This is a genomic window from Acinetobacter calcoaceticus, assembly GCF_900520355.1.
Taxonomy (GTDB): Bacteria; Pseudomonadota; Gammaproteobacteria; order Pseudomonadales; family Moraxellaceae; genus Acinetobacter; species Acinetobacter calcoaceticus_C.
Genome location: NZ_LS999521.1, coordinates 2,368,207 through 2,386,440 on the forward strand (window position 1 = coordinate 2,368,207; position 18,234 = coordinate 2,386,440).

Below are 18,234 nucleotides of genomic sequence, written 5' to 3' on the forward strand. Positions count from 1 at the left end.
TTTAATTACGCCCTATTTTAAAATTTATACATCGACACAAAGTTTACACGCGATACATCAGCTGTTCTGCCATCAAAGACTTCTCGTTTACCTTGATGGTATTCCATGCCGATATCCATTTGTTCAATAGGCGAATAAAAGACGTTAGCCGCATAGTCAGTTAAACGCTTATTGGCATCGGGATTGAGTTTTGCATAAGCCGTATCGTCATCATAATCAAACACTGAAGCTGATAAGTTTGCACGCCATTGCTCATTGAATTTATATGTATAACCAATATTTACGCTATTGAGTTTATTCATAACTAAATCTGTTTTTTCTTCATTTAAAGAAAAATCACCCGCTGCATTTAAACTTGTTGAATTTGCCAAGCCGCTTTGCGTGGTGTACGGCATAAATTTTTGATCACCAACAATATATTGATAATTTGCTTGCACCGATTGCTGTGGCGTTAATTGGTATTTTAACCCGCCCCCTGCGCCCCAACTTACTTTCTTAACTGTTGAGGTGGCTACATCTGCAGATTTTTCATTAATAAAACCTTGAGCAAGTGCAGTTAAAGGACCTTGTTTAAAGGTATAGCGCCCCGTTAATGATGGAAAAGCCGAAACTCTGGAACCTGTATATTCTAGAGCTACTTTTAAATCATTATTGGCATCAATTTTCCAGTCATAGCGAATTTGAGGAGTACGCGTATAGGAAGTTCCCACAAATTGTGTGTAATCCACAGATTCTGTACGTGTTTCCATGTTGGACATGAGTGACCATGTTTGACCGAATGTCCAATCCTTATAAGTGAAAAATGCATGGCGAATACGGAATTTACCATCGCCCGTTCCCATGTTAGAGCTATCAAAGAAATCGGCTTCAATATTTCCCGTAACCGCTTTATTCGGGCTATTAAAATAGACCCCTAAGCGGCTTGCATTTACACTTACATCTGAACGCGCATGATTAGAACGTTTATCACTCTCAAAAGGTGTGCGGTTTAAGCTACTTGTCGTTCTGCCTCCCGAATCAGGTGAAGATTTAAAATCGACCGCCGCATCTATACGGGCAATACCATAAACCTTAACATTGTCGGTCCAAGTCACCCATGAAGGAGCAATCGGCTTAGCTGTTTCAATGCTCTTATTCTTTTCGACATTTTCTTCAATTTGGGCCTGTTTGACCTGTAAATTACTTTGACTTTGTTTTTGAGCTACAAGTTCTGCTTTTAACTTTTGTAGCTCACTTTCTAGCAAATTAATTCGCTGTTCTGTTGTATCTGAAGAATTTGCAAAAACAGTCCCTGAAGCCGCAGCACAAGCTGCAGCTAAAATTAATTTTTTCATCTTTTAATCCTTAAAGAAGCTTTTTTCCATGTGTATAAATTAGGCTACACGTGCATCTATGAGCGGACAGTCGGTCACTGCCTGTAATTCATCAAAACTTAGACCTTCCACCATTTCCTTGACATAGGCTTTCTGATCTTTGAGTTCAATAATGCATAAATCGGTATAAATACGATTTACACATTGCTCACCTGTGAGGGGATATGTGAGTTCTTTTACAATTTTGGATTCACCCTTTTTAGTGACATGTTCCATATAGACATAAATAGTCTTTGCTCCCACAGCCAAATCCATCGCACCGCCTACGGCAGGTACATCATCTGGTTTGCCTGTGTGCCAGTTTGCCAAATCACCATTTACCGCAACTTGGAATGCACCAATAACGCAAATGTCTAAATGGCCTCCACGCATAATGTCAAACGAGTCACCATGATGCATAAAGCATCCACCTTCTAATAAAGTGACAAGTTCTTTTCCAGCATTGACTAAGTCTTCATCTTCTTCACCTGGTTGTGGTGGCGGGCCAAAAGCCAAAACACCATTTTCCGAATGTAAAAAGATTTCTTTGTCTTTTGGCAAAAATTTCGCAACGTTAGTAGGAAGTCCAATTCCCAAATTGACATAAGAACCTTCAGGAATGTCATTGGCAATCAGTCTAGCAATATCTTCACGAGAACGTTTTTGAACTGACATTAGATATCTCCTACTTTTACAACGTGCTGAACAAAAATTCCCGGTGTGATAATGCACTCTGGGTCAAGCATTCCTAGCTCTACCGTGTCATTAACTTGAACAATGGTATTTTTTGCGGCTTTTGCCATAATCGGGCCAAAATTACGGGCCGCTTTGCGATAAGTTAAATTACCCCAACGATCCGCCTTATCTGCATAAATCAATGCAAAATCAGCTTCAAGTGGATATTCAAGTACATAATTTTTGCCATTAATAGTCCGCGTTTCTTTACCCTCGGCAACTTTGGTGCCATAGCCAGTTGGAGTAAAAACAGCTCCTAATCCTGCACCTGCTGCTTGAATACGGCATGCCAAATTCCCTTGTGGAACCAGCTCTAGCTCGATCTTTCCAGCTCGATATAAATCTTGAAAAACGGTTGACCCAGCCGATTTAGGGAATGAACAAATCATTTTCTTAACACAACCGGCAATAATCAGATTCGTTAAGCCCCGATCACCAGAAGCCGCATTGTTATTAATAATGGTAAGTTCTTTCTTGCCTAAATCAATTAAGGCCTCAATTAATTCAGCTGGTTGTCCAGTAACACCGAACCCACCTGTCATGATAGTTGCCCCATCAGGAATAGCTTTTAAAATCGGTTCAATATCACTGGTCACTTTATTAATCATTTCTTCACTCTCCTTAGTTATTCAGCTTTTTGAGGATCGTATAAACGATCTTTAATAAATAAGGTTGGGATAAGCCCACAGACAAAATATGCAATACCCATCAGTAATAAACCTGCACCAATGGAACCATGCATTGCCAAATAACCAATGGTCAGTGGTGCAAAGATCGCTCCAATACGTCCAATATTAAATGCACCACCCACTGCTGTACCCCGAATAGAGGTTGGGAAGCTTTCGGTTAAATACGTTGCGTTAATAGCGTACGGAATACCATAAAGGAAACCAAAAGCCAGCATCAGCCAACCAATGTTTTCAGGCGTATGCATATACACCACCACTGGAATAAACAGTGCAGTTCCAATCGTACCAAAGGCAAAAACAACTCGGCGTCCAATTCGGTCTGCCACAAAACCAGCAAGCACTTTGGCAAACATCATGGTCAAAAATGTTCCAATCATATAGATTGCCATTTCTTTAAATTTAATCCCTAACTCGGACTCTAGATAAGTAGGCAACCAGTTACTCACCCCCAAATAGCCAAACATCAGGAATCCAGAACTAAATGACCAAAGCATGAGCATCTTGCCGTGTTTTTTATCTTTAAATAGGGCGATATACGGATTCTCAGCTTTTTTGGCAGTGCCAACAGCAGGGTTAGCAAGTTTTAAAGCACGGGCTTTTCTCCATGACTCAGGTTCAGGCACAAAGAAGAACATGAGAACAGCCAAAACAATCGGGATAATCGTAATGAAATACAGCATCCGCCAGCCAAATTCAGGAATAATCCAACCTGATAGACCTGTAATGGTTAAAGAACCAAGGGTATAACCAGTCATCAGTGTTGCTAACACCGTTGTACGATATTTGGTCGGCACCATTTCAGACATTAAAGTGTTACAGCCGATGTAGAGACAACCCAATCCCATACAGGTAATAATTCTTAAGATCGCGAGTTGCCCATAGGACTGTGCAAACCCCGTCAGGCTCGACAGTATCGCAAATGCTGCTGTTGAAATGACAATAATGCGGACTCGTCCAAAACGGTCACTTGCCCAGCCACCAATCAGTCCGCCAATCGCCATACCAAAAATTGACCAACTGCCTAATGCACCTGCCTGAATTGTGGTTAAACCAAATTCGGCCTTAATACTGGTCAGAGTAAAAGCTAGAATGCCAACATCAGCACCATCACAAAGTAAAGTGAGAAATGAAAATATAAAGGCTAGAACCCAGACTTTTTTAGGTGTCTGAGTAACCTCATTGTCTTGGAATGTACTTATAGCTTCCATTTTCATATTTTTACCTATCCATTACATAAAAGTGAGTATTCCTAAGCTCATTTATTTGAAAGAGAATATTTTTATAAAAATCATCCATCTTTCTATTTATCATTTTTTTTCATGCAATAAATTAACTGGTAACCGTGCATGATTTAGGTTCAGACCTGATCATGATCAAGTCTGAAACACTGCTGAATTAATCAGCTTTTTGCGGGTTAAATAATCGGTCTTTAATAAATAACAGTGGAATCACACCGCAGATAAAATAAGCAGCTGCCATCACCAATAGCCCTAAACCAATAGAACCACTTTGCGATAAATAACCAATTGTAAGTGGAGAGAAAATTGACAGAACCTTGCCAATATTATAGGCACCCCCAACCGCAGAACCACGAATCGAAGTCGGGAAGCTTTCAGTCATATAGGTGGCATTAATGGCGTATGGAATACCGTAAAGGAAACCGAAGAACAGCATCATCCATAAAATATTGGTTGGTGTATTTAGATAAACAATGACAGGAATAAACAGTGCTGTACCAATGGTTCCAAAAGCAAACACAGCACGGCGACCCAATTTATCCGCAACAATGCCGGCAATTACTTTGGCAAACATCATAATCAGGAAGGTACCGACCATATACATCGCCATTTCTTTAAATTTGATCCCCAGATCAGATTCAAGATAAGCAGGTAGCCAGTTACTTACCCCGTAATAACCAAACTGTAATGCACCTGTACTGATAATCCACAACACAAACATGGTGCCGTGTTTTTTATCTTTTAAAATTTCAAGATAAGGATTCTGACGTTTCACTTTTTGGGTTGGATCGACTGTCGTTGCAGCTAATGCTTTCAGTTCACGTGATTTTTTCCAAGATGCAGGTTCAGGCACACAAAAGTGCATCAAAATCGACAACACCACAGGAGTAATTGCAATCCAGTACAGAAAACGCCAACCGTGCTCAGGAATAATATGACCTGCTAACAAGGTTGCAAGTAATGAACCTAAGGTATAACCCGTCATTAAAGTTGCCAATACGGTGGTACGATGTTTAGTCGGCACCATTTCTGACATTAAAATATTACAGGCAATATATAATGCACCCAGCCCCATCGAGCCAAAGACTCGTACAATGGCAAACTGCATATAAGAATCAGTAAAACCAAGCGCACAGGTTAAAACTGAAGAATAAGCAATAAAAAACACAATAATGCGCACGCGTCCAAAACGGTCACACGCCCAACCACCAATCAGACCGCCAATTGCTGAACCTAAAAGTGTTAAACTTCCTAAAGTACCTGCCTGTACACCCGTTAAATGAAATTCCGTTTTTAAACTGGTTAAGCTGAGCGCGAGAAAACCCAAATCTGCGCCATCACATAACAAGGTAAGAAAGGCAAAGATAAATGCAGTAATCCAAATCTTTTTGGGGGTTTGAATCCCTTCAGGGCTTGCTTCCTGCTTCAGTGTTTCTGTGGTCATATCCATATCCTTAGAGGAACATGAGGCATCCGATGCCTCATGGCATTTAATTTTTTATTAGGCTGTAGCATCCCTAATCATGTTTTTAGCAATAATAATTTGTTGAACTTGCGTGGTTCCTTCATATAAACGGAACAAACGCACATCTCGGTAAAAACGTTCAATGGCATAATCACTGATGTAACCCGCCCCGCCATGAATCTGTACACAACGATCTGCAACTCGGCCACACATTTCGGTCGCAAACATTTTTGCGCAAGATGCTTCTGTACTAATATTTTCACCATTGTCACGACGGCGTGCTGCATCTAATACCATACATTTAGCGGCATAAATTTCGGCTTTTGAGTCCGCGAGCATGGCTTGAATAAGCTGGAAGTTAGCAATCGGTTGGCCAAATTGTTTACGTTCAATAGCATAGAGAAGTGCATCATTTAGCATGCGCTCTGCAACACCCACGCTATATGCCCCAATGTGCAAACGACCTTTATCAAGCACTTTCATTGCAGTTTTAAAACCAATTCCCTCAACACCACCAATGAGTGCAGAAGCAGGAATCCGGCAATTTTCAAAAATCACATCACACGTATGCGAACCTTTTTGTCCCATTTTTTGGTCAATTTTGCCTAAAGTAATGCCTGGTGTATTTGCTTCTACTAAAAAAGCTGAAATACCCCCCGACCCTTTAATTTCAGGATTAGTTCGTGCCATGACCGTGAAAGTTGCAGCATGCGGCGCATTGGTAATAAAACGCTTGGTGCCGTTTAGAACGTAAAAATCGCCGTCTTTTACTGCACTGGTTTTTAAAGATGCAGCATCAGAACCAGATTCAGGCTCGGTTAAACAAAATGAACCAATAATTTCACCGCTTGCGTAACGTGGTAAATATTTTTGTTTTTGCTCTTCTGTGCCATCAATCAAAATCGCGCTTGAACCAATACCGTTATTGGTACCAATTAAAGAACGAAAAGCTGGTGAAGTTTGTCCCAGCTCAAATGCGACTCTTACCTCTTCTTCCATGGTGATGCCTAAGCCACCATATTCTTCTGGAATTGTGAGTCCGAACAAACCGAGTTCACGCATTTGCTGCACAATGTCATCCGGAATTTTATCTTTCTCTACCACTTCGTTTTCACGAGGGATCAATTCATTTTTTACAAAATCTCGAATTGTTGAAAGTAATTGCTCCAACATCCCTTCATCACGGATCATTAATGGTCTCCCTTCTTATATATTTCCATCGTACCCATCAGCCATATTTAGCTTTTCTGGCTACCATGTTTTAAATCTTGTTTACTGCAGATGTGTTTCATAGTACGAGAACGAAAATACAAATTTCAAGCTTTTTTGAAAATTAATTTCGTTTAACGAAATTTAAAAATAGACCAATACGTAATATCAATAACTTACAATCAAAATGGATTTATAAACACTCTATTCAACTAAATAAGACTTGAAATAAATTCCAAAATAAGCATCATAAAAGGAATATAGTTTTGATATGCGAAACAAGGAATTCAAAAATGAGTGCAATCACAGGGAACAATTTCGTAGAAATCGACTTTTCTATTTCAAAAATAGCTGTAGTAAAAATAAACCGGCCTGAAGCTAAAAATGCACTCAACACTGAAGTTCGCAAACAATTAGCACAAGTCTTCACAGAATTAAGTTTTAACGATGAGATCAATGCTGTTGTACTGACGGGCGGCGAAGAAGTTTTTGCCGCTGGTGCAGATTTAAAAGAAATGGCAACCGCAACTTCCACAGAAATGTTATTACGCCATACCGAGCGCTACTGGAATGCGATTGCCCAGTGCCCTAAACCTGTCATTGCTGCGGTAAATGGTTATGCATTGGGTGGCGGATGTGAATTGGCAATGCATGCCGATATTATTATTGCAGGCAAAGGTGCGACTTTTGGTCAACCAGAAATTAAAGTCGGGTTAATGCCGGGTGCTGGCGGCACACAACGTTTATTTCGTGCAGTCGGTAAGTTTCATGCCATGCGCATGATTATGACAGGTGCAATGGTGAAGGCTGAAGAAGCTTATATCATTGGGCTTGTTTCACAAGTGACTGAAGACGACCAAACTATTCCCACCGCTATTCAAATGGCGCAAAGCCTAGCAAAAATGCCTCCTATCGCCTTGCAACAAATTAAAGAAGTTGCACTTATGAGTGAAGATGTTCCATTAAATGCAGGCTTAACCCTAGAGCGTAAAGCATTCCAACTGCTGTTCTCTACCGAAGATAAAAATGAAGGTGTTCAAGCTTTTATTGAAAAACGCAAACCATCTTATCAAGGTAAATAATTTAAATAGATAACAACAAAGGAATGAAAATGGCTAAAAAAGTATTTATTAGTGCAGGCGGTTCAGGGATTGGACGATGCATTGCTGAGGCATTTTTAAACAACGATTATGAAGTTTTCGTTTGCGATATTAATGCTCAAAGTCTAGAACAGTTTCAGAGAGATTATCCAAAGTTGCACATACATGCATGTGATTTAGCAGAGCCTGAGCAAATTAAGCTTATGTTTGCCCAAGCAGTCCAAAAACTTGGCCATATTGATGTTTTGGTGAACAACACAGGCATTTCAGGCCCAACCATTGCCGCAGATGAACTGAGTTTTGATGACTGGAATACGGTGATTAATTTGAATCTGAATAGCACTTTTTTAATTACTCAATTAGCGATTCCCTTGTTAAAGCAATCAGGCGCTGGTGTCATTATTAATATGTCATCAATTGCAGGTCGCTTAGGCTATCCATATCGTTTGGCGTATTCCACTTCAAAATGGGGTCTCATTGGTTTTACTAAAACGCTTTCTATGGAACTCGGTGCAGATAATATTCGAGTTAACGCGATTCTTCCGGGTGCTGTTGATGGTGACCGTGTCCAACGCGTTCTACAGGCCCGCGCAGATGTCGCCCATAGCTCACTTGAAGAAGTGACTCAAAACGCACTGAAAAATCAGTCGCTCAAATATTTTGTAAATCCGAAACACATTGCAGATTTATGCCTATTTTTAGCCTCTGACAGTGGACGTTCTATTTCAGGCCAGATCTTACCAATTGATGGTGATAAACAATGCTTAAGTTAAATCACCAACCCTTATTTATCCGCTTAATTTCAAATACAGATCAATAATCAGGATGATCGACATGACTTATGATATTAAAAGCATGGCTGTGATTGGTGTAGGTATTATGGGCAGCGGTATTGCTCAAATTGCTGCACAATCAGGACATACCACTTATTTATATGATGCTAAAGCAGGTGCAGCAGAACAAGCAAAAGAAAAACTTGCTGCTACATTTCAAAAGTTGGTCGACAAAAATAAAATTACGGCTGAACAAGCAGCATCGGCAAATAGTCATTTAATTGTTGCGCAACAAATTGAAGATTTAAAAGATTGTGACCTGATTGTAGAAGCCATTGTTGAACGTCTAGATATCAAACAAAGTTTAATGCAACAACTTGAAGAGGTTGTTTCCGAAAATACTATCCTAGCTTCCAACACTTCTTCTCTTTCTATCACGGCAATTGCTGCAAACTGCAAAAAACCTGAACGTGTGGTGGGCTACCATTTCTTTAACCCTGTTCCACTCATGAAAGTTGTTGAGGTCATTCGTGGTTTAAAAACTGACCCAAGTATAATTGATGCTTTAGATAAACTATCACGTGCTATGGGCCACCGCCCGGTGGTTGCTAAGGACACACCAGGATTTATTATTAATCATGCGGGTCGGGCTTACGGAACTGAAGCTCTCAAAATTTTAAATGAAAACGTCTGCGATATTAGCGAAATTGACCGAATTTTACGTGATGGTGTTGGTTTTAGAATGGGGCCTTTTGAACTGCTCGATTTAACAGGACTTGATGTTTCACATCCTGTGATGGAATCGATTTACCATCAATATTATGAAGAAGCACGCTACAAACCAAGTCCTTTAACCAAGCAACTGTTAGACGCCAAACAACTTGGACGCAAAACCAATCAAGGTTTTTATAATTATGAAACTGATTCAAAAACAGGTGAAGAACCCGCCAAGTTTGTAGAGCGTTTAGAACAATATCCAAAAGTTTGGGTAGCGGCAGATTTCTCTGAAGATAAAACACAGCTCGAAGACTATTTAACTCAGCAAAATATTACTTTAGACACCAATCCTGAACCGCAATCAGACAGTTTATGTTTACTGGCTTGTTACGGTGAAGATACAACTCAAGCGGCTATTCGCCTAGGGGTTAACCCAGAACGAGCTGTTGCTATAGACATGCTTTATGGCATTGCAAAGCATCGTACATTAATGCCATCACTTGTCACAAAAGCTGACTACCATCAGGCAGCTCACTCTATTTTCAATTTAGATGGAAATATGGTCAGCATGATTGCTGAAAGTATTGGCTTTGTTGCTCAGCGTGTTTTGTCCATGGTCATTAATTTAGGTTGCGATATTGCCCAGCAAAATGTTGCAACAGTAGATGATATCAATGCTGCTGTCCGCTTAGGTCTAGGTTATCCATTTGGCCCAATTGAATGGGGCGATCAGATCGGTAGCGAAAAAATCTTACTTATTCTAAACCGCATATCGAATTTAACCCACGATCCACGCTACCGCCCTAGCCCATGGTTACAGCGTCGTGTCGCGCTTAATTTACCGCTTACTTTTACTAATGAGTTTTGAAAAGGAACTTCTCAATGTTAAATGCTTATATTTATGATGGTTTACGTAGCCCAATTGGTCGCCATGCAGGTGAACTTGCCTCAATTCGTCCAGATGATTTAGCAGCGACAGTCATTCAAAAGTTACTTGAAAAAACTGGTGTTCCGGGTGCTGATATTGAAGATGTAATTTTAGGTGATACCAACCAAGCAGGTGAAGATAGCCGTAATGTTGCTAGAAACGCACTTTTACTTGCAGGTTTACCCGTCACTGTACCCGGTCAAACCGTAAACCGTCTATGTGCCAGTGGTTTAGCTGCTGTAATTGACTCTGCACGTGCCATTACTTGTGGTGAAGGTGAACTCTATATTGCAGGTGGTGTAGAAAGTATGTCACGTGCACCCTTTGTGATGGGTAAAGCCGAAAGTGCTTATAGCCGTGATGCTAAAATTTATGACACCACGATTGGCTCTCGGTTTCCGAATAAAAAAATTATTGCTCAGTACGGCGGCCATTCAATGCCTGAAACGGGTGATAATGTTGCTGCCGATTTTGGTATTACCCGTGAGCAAGCAGATTTATTTGCAGCTCAGTCACAAGCCAAATATCAAAAAGCAAAAGAAGAAGGTTTTTTTGCGGGTGAAATTACCCCAATTGAAGTTTTCCAAGGCAAAAAATTACCGCCAAAACTGGTGTCTGAAGATGAGCACCCTCGCCCAAGTTCAACTGTTGAAGCACTCACAAAGTTAAAACCTTTATTTGAAGGCGGTGTGGTCACTGCTGGTAATGCTTCAGGTATTAATGACGGTGCAGCAGCATTACTCATTGGTTCAGAAGCTGCAGGCCAAAAATATGGTTTAAAACCAATGGCAAAAATTTTGTCAGCAGCGGCAGCTGGTATTGAACCACGCATTATGGGTGCTGGTCCTATTGAAGCCATTAAAAAGGCAGTTGCACGTGCAGGGCTAACTTTAGATGACATGGACATTATTGAGATTAATGAAGCCTTTGCTTCCCAAGTGTTATCTTGCTTAAAAGGCTTAAATGTTGATTTTAATGACTCTCGCGTAAATCCAAATGGCGGTGCGATTGCCATTGGACATCCACTTGGTGCTTCTGGCGCTCGTCTTGCTTTAACAGTGGCACGTGAACTTATCCGCCGAAATAAAAAATATGCTGTCGTAAGCTTATGTATTGGTGTAGGCCAAGGCCTCGCTATGGTGATTGAAAACGTTTCATAATCATCGAACTAGATATCCATTCATCACAACAGCGCAGTGATGAATGGATTTATTTTGCAGAGCGAAATATAATGGCAAAACTTTTGCTTTATTATATTTGAGGATCGAATGTCTCAAAACTCGGACACTGAAAAACCAATAAATTTTGATGAGATACGTCTCGATCCTATTTCACATATTCATCGGGAAAATAATCCTCAATTTATTGCTTCTTTAGCACGTGGTTTAGAACTTTTAAGATGCTTTTCTGCAAGTAATCAGGTACTTGGCAACCAAGAACTCGCAAAAATGACAGGTTTACCTAAACCGACCATTGCACGTATTACCAATACATTAGTGTCTTTGGGTTATTTAAAACAGTTGCCTAATTCGACCAAATATACATTAGACATTGGTGTTTTATCTTTAGGATATGCAGCATTGTCGAATATCTCTATCCGTAATATTGCCCATCAATATATGGAAGAGATGAGCCAATATGTACAAGCTCCTGTGGCAATGGCAACACGTGACCGTCTGAACATGGTGTATATCGATGTTGTACAAACTGAAACTGCCTTAAATATGCGCCGCCCTATTGGTTCGACTTTGCCACTTCATAGTAGTTCAATGGGAAGAGCCTGTTTAGCGGCAACCCCAGAACGCGAACGTAATTTTTTACTTGATGCGCTGAAACAAAAAAACGCTGAAAACTGGCCTGCAATTAAACGTTCCCTAGAAAGAGCTTTCCGAGATTATCAAGATTACGGATATTGTTTGTCTTTAGGTGAATGGCATAAAGAAGTGAACTCGGTCGCTGTACCATTGGTTAGCTCTAAACACGGTCTTTATGTCTTTAACTGCGGCGCGCCAAGTTTCCATTTAAATCCAGAAAAACTTGAAGGTGAAATTGGACCACGTTTAATTCATATGGTGCACAACATTCAAGATGCTTTGAATTAAATGCACTACCAACCATGCTTAGAAAAGTAATGGTTGTGATGATTAAAGTTCCTCTTTCATTATGACAAAAAGGCATGATGAAAAACGCACTCTATACTCCAACCATTATTTTAATGGCTATTGCAGCAGGCATCTGTACAGGTGGAAATTATTTTAGCCAACCCCTCATTCATTCGATTAGTTTAAGCTTAGATTTAACCGAAACCACCACGGCATGGGTGCCGACTTTAGCCCAGATTACCTATGCATGTGGTCTACTCTTTTTAATGCCACTAGGCGATATATTAGAAAAGCGTAAGCTGCTCTTCATCTTTATGTTACTGGCTGCAAGTGGATTAATTATTAGTGGTTTTTCACACAATATTTATCTGCTCTTACTAGGTACAATCATTACTGGTCTATTTTCCAGTTCAGCCCAGCTTTTGTTACCGCTTGCAGCAAGTTTGGTTCCCATTCAACAAAGTGGTCGTGTTGTTGGTTTTTTACTAAGTGGTCTCATGATGGGGGTTTTATTAGCTCGCTCCCTATCAGGTCTAATGTCTACGCTTTTTGCATGGAATGTGATTTATCTGGTCAGTGGTTTTTTATTATTGGTCATCGCCATTATTTTGCACCGTAGCATTGGATTGTTCCCACCCACCAAATCTGAAAACTATGCAAAAACCATCCGCTCACTTCCACAGATTTTTATCCAAAATCGACGTTTAAGAACTCGAACTTATATTGGTGGTTTTACATTTGCTTGTGTAAGTTTAACCTTTACCACCATGTCATTACTGTTGGCTCCCGCTCCCTATTTTTTTAGTGACTTTACGATTGGTCTTTTCGGTTTTGTTGGTGTTTTAGGAACTTTCGTTGCCAATTTTTCAGGCAAATTTATTGACCAAGGGTATATCCATAAAATTTCAATTTATTGCGGTATCGGGCTAATTTTAAGTTGGATTCTTTTTTCACTTTTACCCTACCATTTCGCCTTTTACATTATTGCCTTACTCATTCTCTACGCTTCACTTTCCGCAGTTCATGTCACCAATCAAAGTATTGTATTTAAGCTCAATCAAGAATTACGTTCACGTTTTAATGCGATTTATATGACGGGTTATTTTGCTGGTGGAGCTTTAGGCACCACAGCGGGCAGTTATGCTTGGAAACATTTTGGTTGGACGGGTGTCTGTATTTTAGGCTTAATTTTTGCCGTCTTGTGTCTTTATTATTGTATTGCCGATGCAAAAGATCAGCACAACTAGCAAGCTTGTACTGATCTTAAACGAATAACTTTCAATAATTTCGTGATAAACGTTATGAGCTAAAGTTAAATTTTATAAAAGCCCCAATAAACGTCCACGAATAATATCTTCAGCATCTTTAACAATACGGCTGACCAATTCATCACAGGTCGGAATATCATGAATCAAACTTGCCACTAACCCACATGACCATGCTCCGGCATTTACATCACCCTCTATCATGACTTTAGGATAAACCCCTGCAACCTCTTCAATAATATCTTCAAATTTAATGTTATCGCCAAGCGCTTTTTCTTTCGCTACAATTTTTTCGACAGCCACATTATTCAGTACACGCTCGGTGTTGCGTAAAGCACGCATAATTAAACGGGTATCTCTTTCAGTTGCATTCAGAATTGCCTGTTTCACATTTGCATGAACTGGAGCTTCCTGAGTTGCAATAAAACGTGTTCCCATATTAATTCCATCTGCCCCCATAGCTAAAGCTGCCGCGAGTGAGCGTCCATCTGCCATCCCACCTGAAGCAACAAATGGAATTTCTAATGCATCGGCTGCTAAAGGCAATAGAATCATATTCGGTACATCATCTTCACCTGGGTGCCCACCACACTCAAAACCATCTACAGAAACTGCATCGCATCCAATTTGCTGGGCTTTTAGGCTATGTCGAACAGATGTACATTTATGAATCACTTTAATGCCTGCAGCCTTTAAATAAGGCATGACCTGTTCAGGATTACGACCCGCTGTTTCTACAACTTTTACTCCGCCCTTAATAATTGCGTCTACAAAACCCGGATAATCTGGTGTATTTACGGTAGGTAAGAAAGTTAAATTCACGCCAAAAGGTTTATCAGTCATTTCTCGACAGCGCGCAATTTCTTTTGCTAGATTTTCAGGTGTCCTTTGCGTCAGGCCAGTAATAATGCCTAATCCACCTGCATTTGAAACCGCAGCTGCAAGCTCCGCAAAACCAACATAATGCATACCACCTTGAATAATCGGGTGCTCGATTTCAAATAATTCTGTAATTTTCGTCTTCATATTATTTCCACTCAATTTTTATATACCTAGCTTCTGATTTCCTTAGCATGTCTAGGTACTTTATTACCCATAAATCCTATAAACATTTCTAAACTTATAAAGCTTAAAATTTCGTAATACAAAATTTTATACCACAATATAAAACAAATTAATTGATAATGGAATTTATTTTCGATAGGATCATCTTATTAATTTAAAGTTTTAATTTCAAATCTATCTAAGAATATTTGGTTTGAATTAACAATAAAGCAAATATTTTTCAAATAGTTAAACAAAAGGAATGAATGATGCAGCAGGATGATATGAGTCAAAATAAATTGACAGTAGGTGTGATTAAGCAACATTTAGATAAAAATATACTCACACTAACCATGAGCAATCCCACCAAAAAGAATGCGATTAATTATGAAATGTATTCTGCACTCAGTCAGGCATTAGACACCGCAGCAATCAATCAAGAAGTTCATGTGGTTATACTCACAGGTGAAGGGTCTGCATTTACCAGTGGCAATGATGTAAATGCATTCGAAACGCGTAATACAACCAGTACCGAACCACCCTCTTCAATTGTGTTTCTAAAAAGCTTAGCAACGTTTCCAAAACCGATTATTGCCAAGGTAAATGGCGTGGCGATTGGTATTGGCAGCACCATGCTTTTACATTGTGACTTCGTATATGCGAGTCAAAACTCTATTTTTCAGTTTCCTTTTGTGAACCTCGGACTTGTGCCTGAAGCAGGTTCTAGTTACATCTTACCGAGGTTATTAGGTTTCGCTCGGGCTTCTGAAATTATTTTACTGGGCGAGAAATTTTCGGCGCAACAAGCTAAAAATTATGGTTTAGTAAATAACGTATGCGAAGAAAACGAGCTTGATCAATTTATTGAAGATACGGCAACCAAACTCGCAAATAAACCAAGTCAAGCTTTACAGCTCAGCAAAAAATTATTAAGAGATATGCCGATTGATGATCTATTAAATCGTATTGATCATGAGTCGACTATTTTTTCTCATTGTTTGCAAGGTGAAGAATTTAAAGAAGCCATAAGCGCCTTCAAAGAAAAAAGAAAAACCAATTTTCATAAGCACATCATTTGAAATACAACTTATGAAAAAGGCCAGCAATCAACAGTTACTGGCCTTTTTTGATTTTTTAATTCAATACAATTAACTAATCTCAGTACGAATGTTATTCACCATATGTAAGAGACGTGGTGCAATATCTTCTTCAAGTTTTTCTCGGTTCATAATAAAGCTTGGACCGCCACAGTTAAACACCAGCAAACCATGTTGTTCATGAATCAGTGGAACTGCAACTGAGTTCACATCTTTATGCCATTCGCCAATTGAAAAACAATATCCAAAATCTTGATAGTCTTTAAAAGCTTTGTCTAAATCACGATTAATCTTGATCCAGTCTTCTTTGTGCTTGGTACGAATCGCATCAAGCAAAAACTCTCTTTCATCTTCTGGCATTGCAGCCAAACATGCACGTCCCATCGAACTTAAATGAATCGGTAAATAAGTTCCGACCTGACGGCGCATGGTCATATTTCCTTTACCTTGTACCACGTCAAGATAAATCATATTGAGTCGATCACGTGTTGCCATTGCGACCGCAGCGCCAGCATAGTCTGCCAGATTTTTCATATATGGATGAGCAATAGAACGAATCGACACGTTAGAAAGCATCGAGTAACCAAAAGCAAGAACCCCAACTGAAAGTTGAAATTTGCTCGAATTGGGGACTTGTTTGATATAACCCAAACGAGACAAAGTGTGCGTTAGACGAGTAATGGTTGGCTTAGGTAAACCCGTCATTTGTGCGAGTTCTTGGTTCCCTAAATGCTGATGTTTTGGCGTAAAACAACGTAATAGCTCTAAACCACGGGCTAATGCAGTAATAAATTGGCGATCATTTTCATCCTGCATGTCTTGAATCGGATGTAATAATTCATGTCTTAAAGGCGCTAATAATTTTTCTGTTTGCTCTGCATCTACTGCATCATTCATATTTATACCAATCCACATTTTGTTTCGCACTGCGAAAATTATAATCTATTTTTTCTATAAATAGCAAAAAAGCAAACGTCTTAGTCTGCATCTAAAATATAACTTGATTTAAACCATTCAAGCGAAAGGCTAAATATTTTATTTTCTAATTTTAAAAATAATTTTAACCCTTCGCTTTAAAACCAGCTTACGCAATCACACCTTTTTTCTTAAGCTCATCTAATTTTTCTAGAGAAACGACTCGACCTAAAACCACTTGAGTATGTTCACCTAACAGCGGAGGAGCGGTTTTGTACTCAACAGGGGTTCTTGAAAGTTTGATTGGCGAACCAATTACCTTCAATTTCTCACGTTGCGGGTGGTTCATCTCGACCAACATTTCTCGGGCAATCACTTGTGGCTCTTGAAAAGCTTGCTCCAAGTTATTGATTACCCCTACCGGAACTTTAGCAGCATAAATCGCATCTACCCACTCATCTGCAGTTTTAGTTAAGAAATGGTTTGATAAAATTTCAATAATTTCATCACGATGTTTAATTCGGTCTGCATTTCGGGCAAAACGCGCATCATTGGGTAAATCGGGTAAACCAATACTTCTACAGAGCTGAATAAATTGAGTGTCATTTCCACATGCAATAATAAAATCACGGTCAGAAGCTTTGAATACTTGGTAAGGCACAATATTGGCATGTGCATTGCCATAACGCTTAGGGATATTACCCGATGAAAGATAATTCATTCCCTGATTTGCCATAGTCGCAATTTGGACATCAAGCAAAGCCATGTCAATGTATTGTCCTAAACCCGTCACATGACGGTTAAGTAAAGCAGCTTGTATGGCAATCGTAGAATAAAGTCCTGTAGCTAAATCAGAAAAGGCTACACCTACTTTTTGGGGACCACCACCCGGTAAATCATCACGCTCACCTGTGACTGACATGAGTCCGCCCATTCCCTGAATAATAAAGTCATAACCAGGTTCTTCTGCTCTCGGGCCATTTTGACCAAAACCTGTAATTGAGCAATACACCAATTTCGGATTAATTGCAGATAAAGACTCATAGTCCAAACCATATTTTTTTAAAGAACCCGCTTTATAGTTCTCAATCACCACATCTGTGTCTTGAATTAAAGCTTTAATCAATTCTTGGCCATCAGGACTGGCAATATCGATGGCAACCGATAATTTATTGCGGTTTGTAGACTGATAATAAGCTGCTTCTTGAGTATCAGACCCAGAGTCATCTTTCATCCAAGGTGGTCCCCAAGAACGGGTATCGTCACCTACTTTGGGTCTTTCAATTTTGATAACTTCTGCACCTAAATCGGCCAGCGTTTGTCCACACCAAGGCCCAGCCAATACCCGACTTAAGTCAAGCACCCGAATTCCATTTAAAGCACCCATCTTCATCCCACTCTATCTGGTGATTCATTTCCTATAGGAAAATTTATCCATTTAAAATTTCGCATAGCGATATATATTTTTAATATACACACCTCATTTTAAAAATCAAACTTTAATTTTCCACTAAAAATGATGATTTTTTATAAGAAAATATAGCTTAAATAAATCAATAAATTAGCTTATTATAATTCAAAAACAATATATCGCATTGCGAAATT

Annotated in this window: 16 protein-coding genes; 7 read left to right on the forward strand and 9 right to left on the reverse strand. The window is 39.5% G+C overall.

Annotation, left to right across the window (positions count from 1 at the left end):
• Nucleotides 1-17: 17 nt before the first annotated feature.
• The 6 genes from dcaP to AC2117_RS11375 all read right to left on the reverse strand — a co-directional run bounded on the left by dcaP (nt 18) and on the right by AC2117_RS11375 (nt 6,670).
• Entirely contained in the window at nt 18-1,334 is a 1,317-nt protein-coding gene (dcaP, locus tag AC2117_RS11350; protein WP_005047660.1) for an outer membrane trimeric porin-like protein DcaP, read from the reverse strand.
• 39 nt (nt 1,335-1,373) lie between these two features.
• Nucleotides 1,374-2,027 carry a 3-oxoacid CoA-transferase subunit B gene (locus AC2117_RS11355; protein WP_004642400.1) on the reverse strand — a complete coding sequence of 218 codons (654 nt, stop codon included), beginning with the start codon at nt 2,025-2,027 and terminating at the stop codon, nt 1,374-1,376.
• Nucleotides 2,027-2,695, reverse strand: coding sequence for a 3-oxoacid CoA-transferase subunit A (locus tag AC2117_RS11360; protein WP_004642399.1), 669 nt, complete (start codon nt 2,693-2,695; stop codon nt 2,027-2,029). Before AC2117_RS11360 ends, AC2117_RS11355 begins: the two co-directional genes overlap by 1 nt.
• 17 nt (nt 2,696-2,712) lie before the next feature.
• A complete protein-coding gene (locus tag AC2117_RS11365; protein WP_133974171.1) occupies nt 2,713-3,990 on the reverse strand; it encodes an MFS transporter in 1,278 nt (425 codons plus the stop codon).
• 181 nt (nt 3,991-4,171) lie between these two features.
• Entirely contained in the window at nt 4,172-5,458 is a 1,287-nt protein-coding gene (locus AC2117_RS11370; protein WP_004642397.1) for an MFS transporter, read from the reverse strand.
• 57 nt (nt 5,459-5,515) lie between these two features.
• The gene (locus tag AC2117_RS11375; protein WP_133974173.1) at nt 5,516-6,670 is read right to left on the reverse strand and encodes an acyl-CoA dehydrogenase family protein; all 1,155 of its coding nucleotides are present in this window, start codon (nt 6,668-6,670) and stop codon (nt 5,516-5,518) included.
• Nucleotides 6,671-6,981: 311 nt separating this feature from the next.
• Here AC2117_RS11375 and AC2117_RS11380 point away from each other — a divergent pair, with 311 nt between their 5' ends.
• The 6 genes from AC2117_RS11380 (at nt 6,982) to AC2117_RS11405 (ending at nt 13,555) form a co-directional block, all read left to right on the forward strand.
• Complete coding sequence (locus AC2117_RS11380) at nt 6,982-7,770, forward strand: enoyl-CoA hydratase (RefSeq protein WP_133974175.1); 789 nt, start codon at nt 6,982-6,984, stop codon at nt 7,768-7,770.
• Between the two features lie 29 nt (nt 7,771-7,799).
• Nucleotides 7,800-8,561, forward strand: a complete 762-nt coding sequence (locus AC2117_RS11385; protein WP_133974177.1) for an SDR family oxidoreductase — start codon at nt 7,800-7,802, stop codon at nt 8,559-8,561.
• A gap of 61 nt (nt 8,562-8,622) precedes the next feature.
• The gene (locus tag AC2117_RS11390) at nt 8,623-10,146 is read left to right on the forward strand and encodes a 3-hydroxyacyl-CoA dehydrogenase (RefSeq protein ID WP_133974179.1); all 1,524 of its coding nucleotides are present in this window, start codon (nt 8,623-8,625) and stop codon (nt 10,144-10,146) included.
• Nucleotides 10,147-10,160: 14 nt separating this feature from the next.
• A complete protein-coding gene (locus tag AC2117_RS11395) occupies nt 10,161-11,366 on the forward strand; it encodes a 3-oxoadipyl-CoA thiolase (RefSeq protein WP_133974181.1) in 1,206 nt (401 codons plus the stop codon).
• Between the two features lie 108 nt (nt 11,367-11,474).
• Nucleotides 11,475-12,308: an IclR family transcriptional regulator gene (locus tag AC2117_RS11400; RefSeq protein WP_133974183.1), complete on the forward strand. Its 834-nt coding sequence runs from the start codon at nt 11,475-11,477 to the stop codon at nt 12,306-12,308.
• 74 nt (nt 12,309-12,382) lie between these two features.
• Nucleotides 12,383-13,555, forward strand: a complete 1,173-nt coding sequence (locus tag AC2117_RS11405) for an MFS transporter (protein WP_133974184.1) — start codon at nt 12,383-12,385, stop codon at nt 13,553-13,555.
• A gap of 72 nt (nt 13,556-13,627) precedes the next feature.
• On the opposite strand, the gene AC2117_RS11410 is transcribed toward AC2117_RS11405, so the two are convergent.
• On the reverse strand, nt 13,628-14,599 hold the full coding sequence (locus AC2117_RS11410) for an NAD(P)H-dependent flavin oxidoreductase (RefSeq protein WP_133974186.1): 972 nt from the start codon (nt 14,597-14,599) through the stop codon (nt 13,628-13,630).
• Nucleotides 14,600-14,886: 287 nt separating this feature from the next.
• Here AC2117_RS11410 and AC2117_RS11415 point away from each other — a divergent pair, with 287 nt between their 5' ends.
• Nucleotides 14,887-15,696, forward strand: coding sequence for an enoyl-CoA hydratase (locus AC2117_RS11415; protein WP_133976337.1), 810 nt, complete (start codon nt 14,887-14,889; stop codon nt 15,694-15,696).
• 69 nt (nt 15,697-15,765) lie between these two features.
• Here AC2117_RS11415 and AC2117_RS11420 read toward each other — a convergent pair whose 3' ends face one another.
• Both AC2117_RS11420 and AC2117_RS11425 read right to left on the reverse strand, forming a co-directional pair.
• On the reverse strand, nt 15,766-16,611 hold the full coding sequence (locus tag AC2117_RS11420; RefSeq protein ID WP_017389939.1) for an IclR family transcriptional regulator: 846 nt from the start codon (nt 16,609-16,611) through the stop codon (nt 15,766-15,768).
• Nucleotides 16,612-16,798: 187 nt separating this feature from the next.
• A complete protein-coding gene (locus tag AC2117_RS11425) occupies nt 16,799-18,016 on the reverse strand; it encodes a CaiB/BaiF CoA transferase family protein (protein ID WP_133974188.1) in 1,218 nt (405 codons plus the stop codon).
• Nucleotides 18,017-18,234 lie beyond the last annotated feature (218 nt).

What these genes read in the sequence shown, in the direction of transcription:
- AC2117_RS11395 (WP_133974181.1), top strand. Translation starts at nt 10,161, where the DNA reads ATGTTAAATGCTTATATTTATGATGGTTTACGTAGCCCAATTGGTCGC.
- AC2117_RS11380 (WP_133974175.1), top strand. Translation starts at nt 6,982, where the DNA reads ATGAGTGCAATCACAGGGAACAATTTCGTAGAAATCGACTTTTCTATT.
- AC2117_RS11370 (WP_004642397.1), bottom strand. Translation starts at nt 5,458, where the DNA reads ATGACCACAGAAACACTGAAGCAGGAAGCAAGCCCTGAAGGGATTCAA.
- AC2117_RS11385 (WP_133974177.1), top strand. Translation starts at nt 7,800, where the DNA reads ATGGCTAAAAAAGTATTTATTAGTGCAGGCGGTTCAGGGATTGGACGA.
- AC2117_RS11375 (WP_133974173.1), bottom strand. Translation starts at nt 6,670, where the DNA reads ATGATCCGTGATGAAGGGATGTTGGAGCAATTACTTTCAACAATTCGA.
- AC2117_RS11415 (WP_133976337.1), top strand. Translation starts at nt 14,887, where the DNA reads ATGCAGCAGGATGATATGAGTCAAAATAAATTGACAGTAGGTGTGATT.
- AC2117_RS11420 (WP_017389939.1), bottom strand. Translation starts at nt 16,611, where the DNA reads ATGAATGATGCAGTAGATGCAGAGCAAACAGAAAAATTATTAGCGCCT.
- dcaP (WP_005047660.1), bottom strand. Translation starts at nt 1,334, where the DNA reads ATGAAAAAATTAATTTTAGCTGCAGCTTGTGCTGCGGCTTCAGGGACT.
- AC2117_RS11365 (WP_133974171.1), bottom strand. Translation starts at nt 3,990, where the DNA reads ATGAAAATGGAAGCTATAAGTACATTCCAAGACAATGAGGTTACTCAG.
- AC2117_RS11355 (WP_004642400.1), bottom strand. Translation starts at nt 2,027, where the DNA reads ATGTCAGTTCAAAAACGTTCTCGTGAAGATATTGCTAGACTGATTGCC.
- AC2117_RS11360 (WP_004642399.1), bottom strand. Translation starts at nt 2,695, where the DNA reads ATGATTAATAAAGTGACCAGTGATATTGAACCGATTTTAAAAGCTATT.
- AC2117_RS11410 (WP_133974186.1), bottom strand. Translation starts at nt 14,599, where the DNA reads ATGAAGACGAAAATTACAGAATTATTTGAAATCGAGCACCCGATTATT.
- AC2117_RS11390 (WP_133974179.1), top strand. Translation starts at nt 8,623, where the DNA reads ATGACTTATGATATTAAAAGCATGGCTGTGATTGGTGTAGGTATTATG.
- AC2117_RS11400 (WP_133974183.1), top strand. Translation starts at nt 11,475, where the DNA reads ATGTCTCAAAACTCGGACACTGAAAAACCAATAAATTTTGATGAGATA.
- AC2117_RS11405 (WP_133974184.1), top strand. Translation starts at nt 12,383, where the DNA reads ATGATGAAAAACGCACTCTATACTCCAACCATTATTTTAATGGCTATT.
- AC2117_RS11425 (WP_133974188.1), bottom strand. Translation starts at nt 18,016, where the DNA reads ATGGGTGCTTTAAATGGAATTCGGGTGCTTGACTTAAGTCGGGTATTG.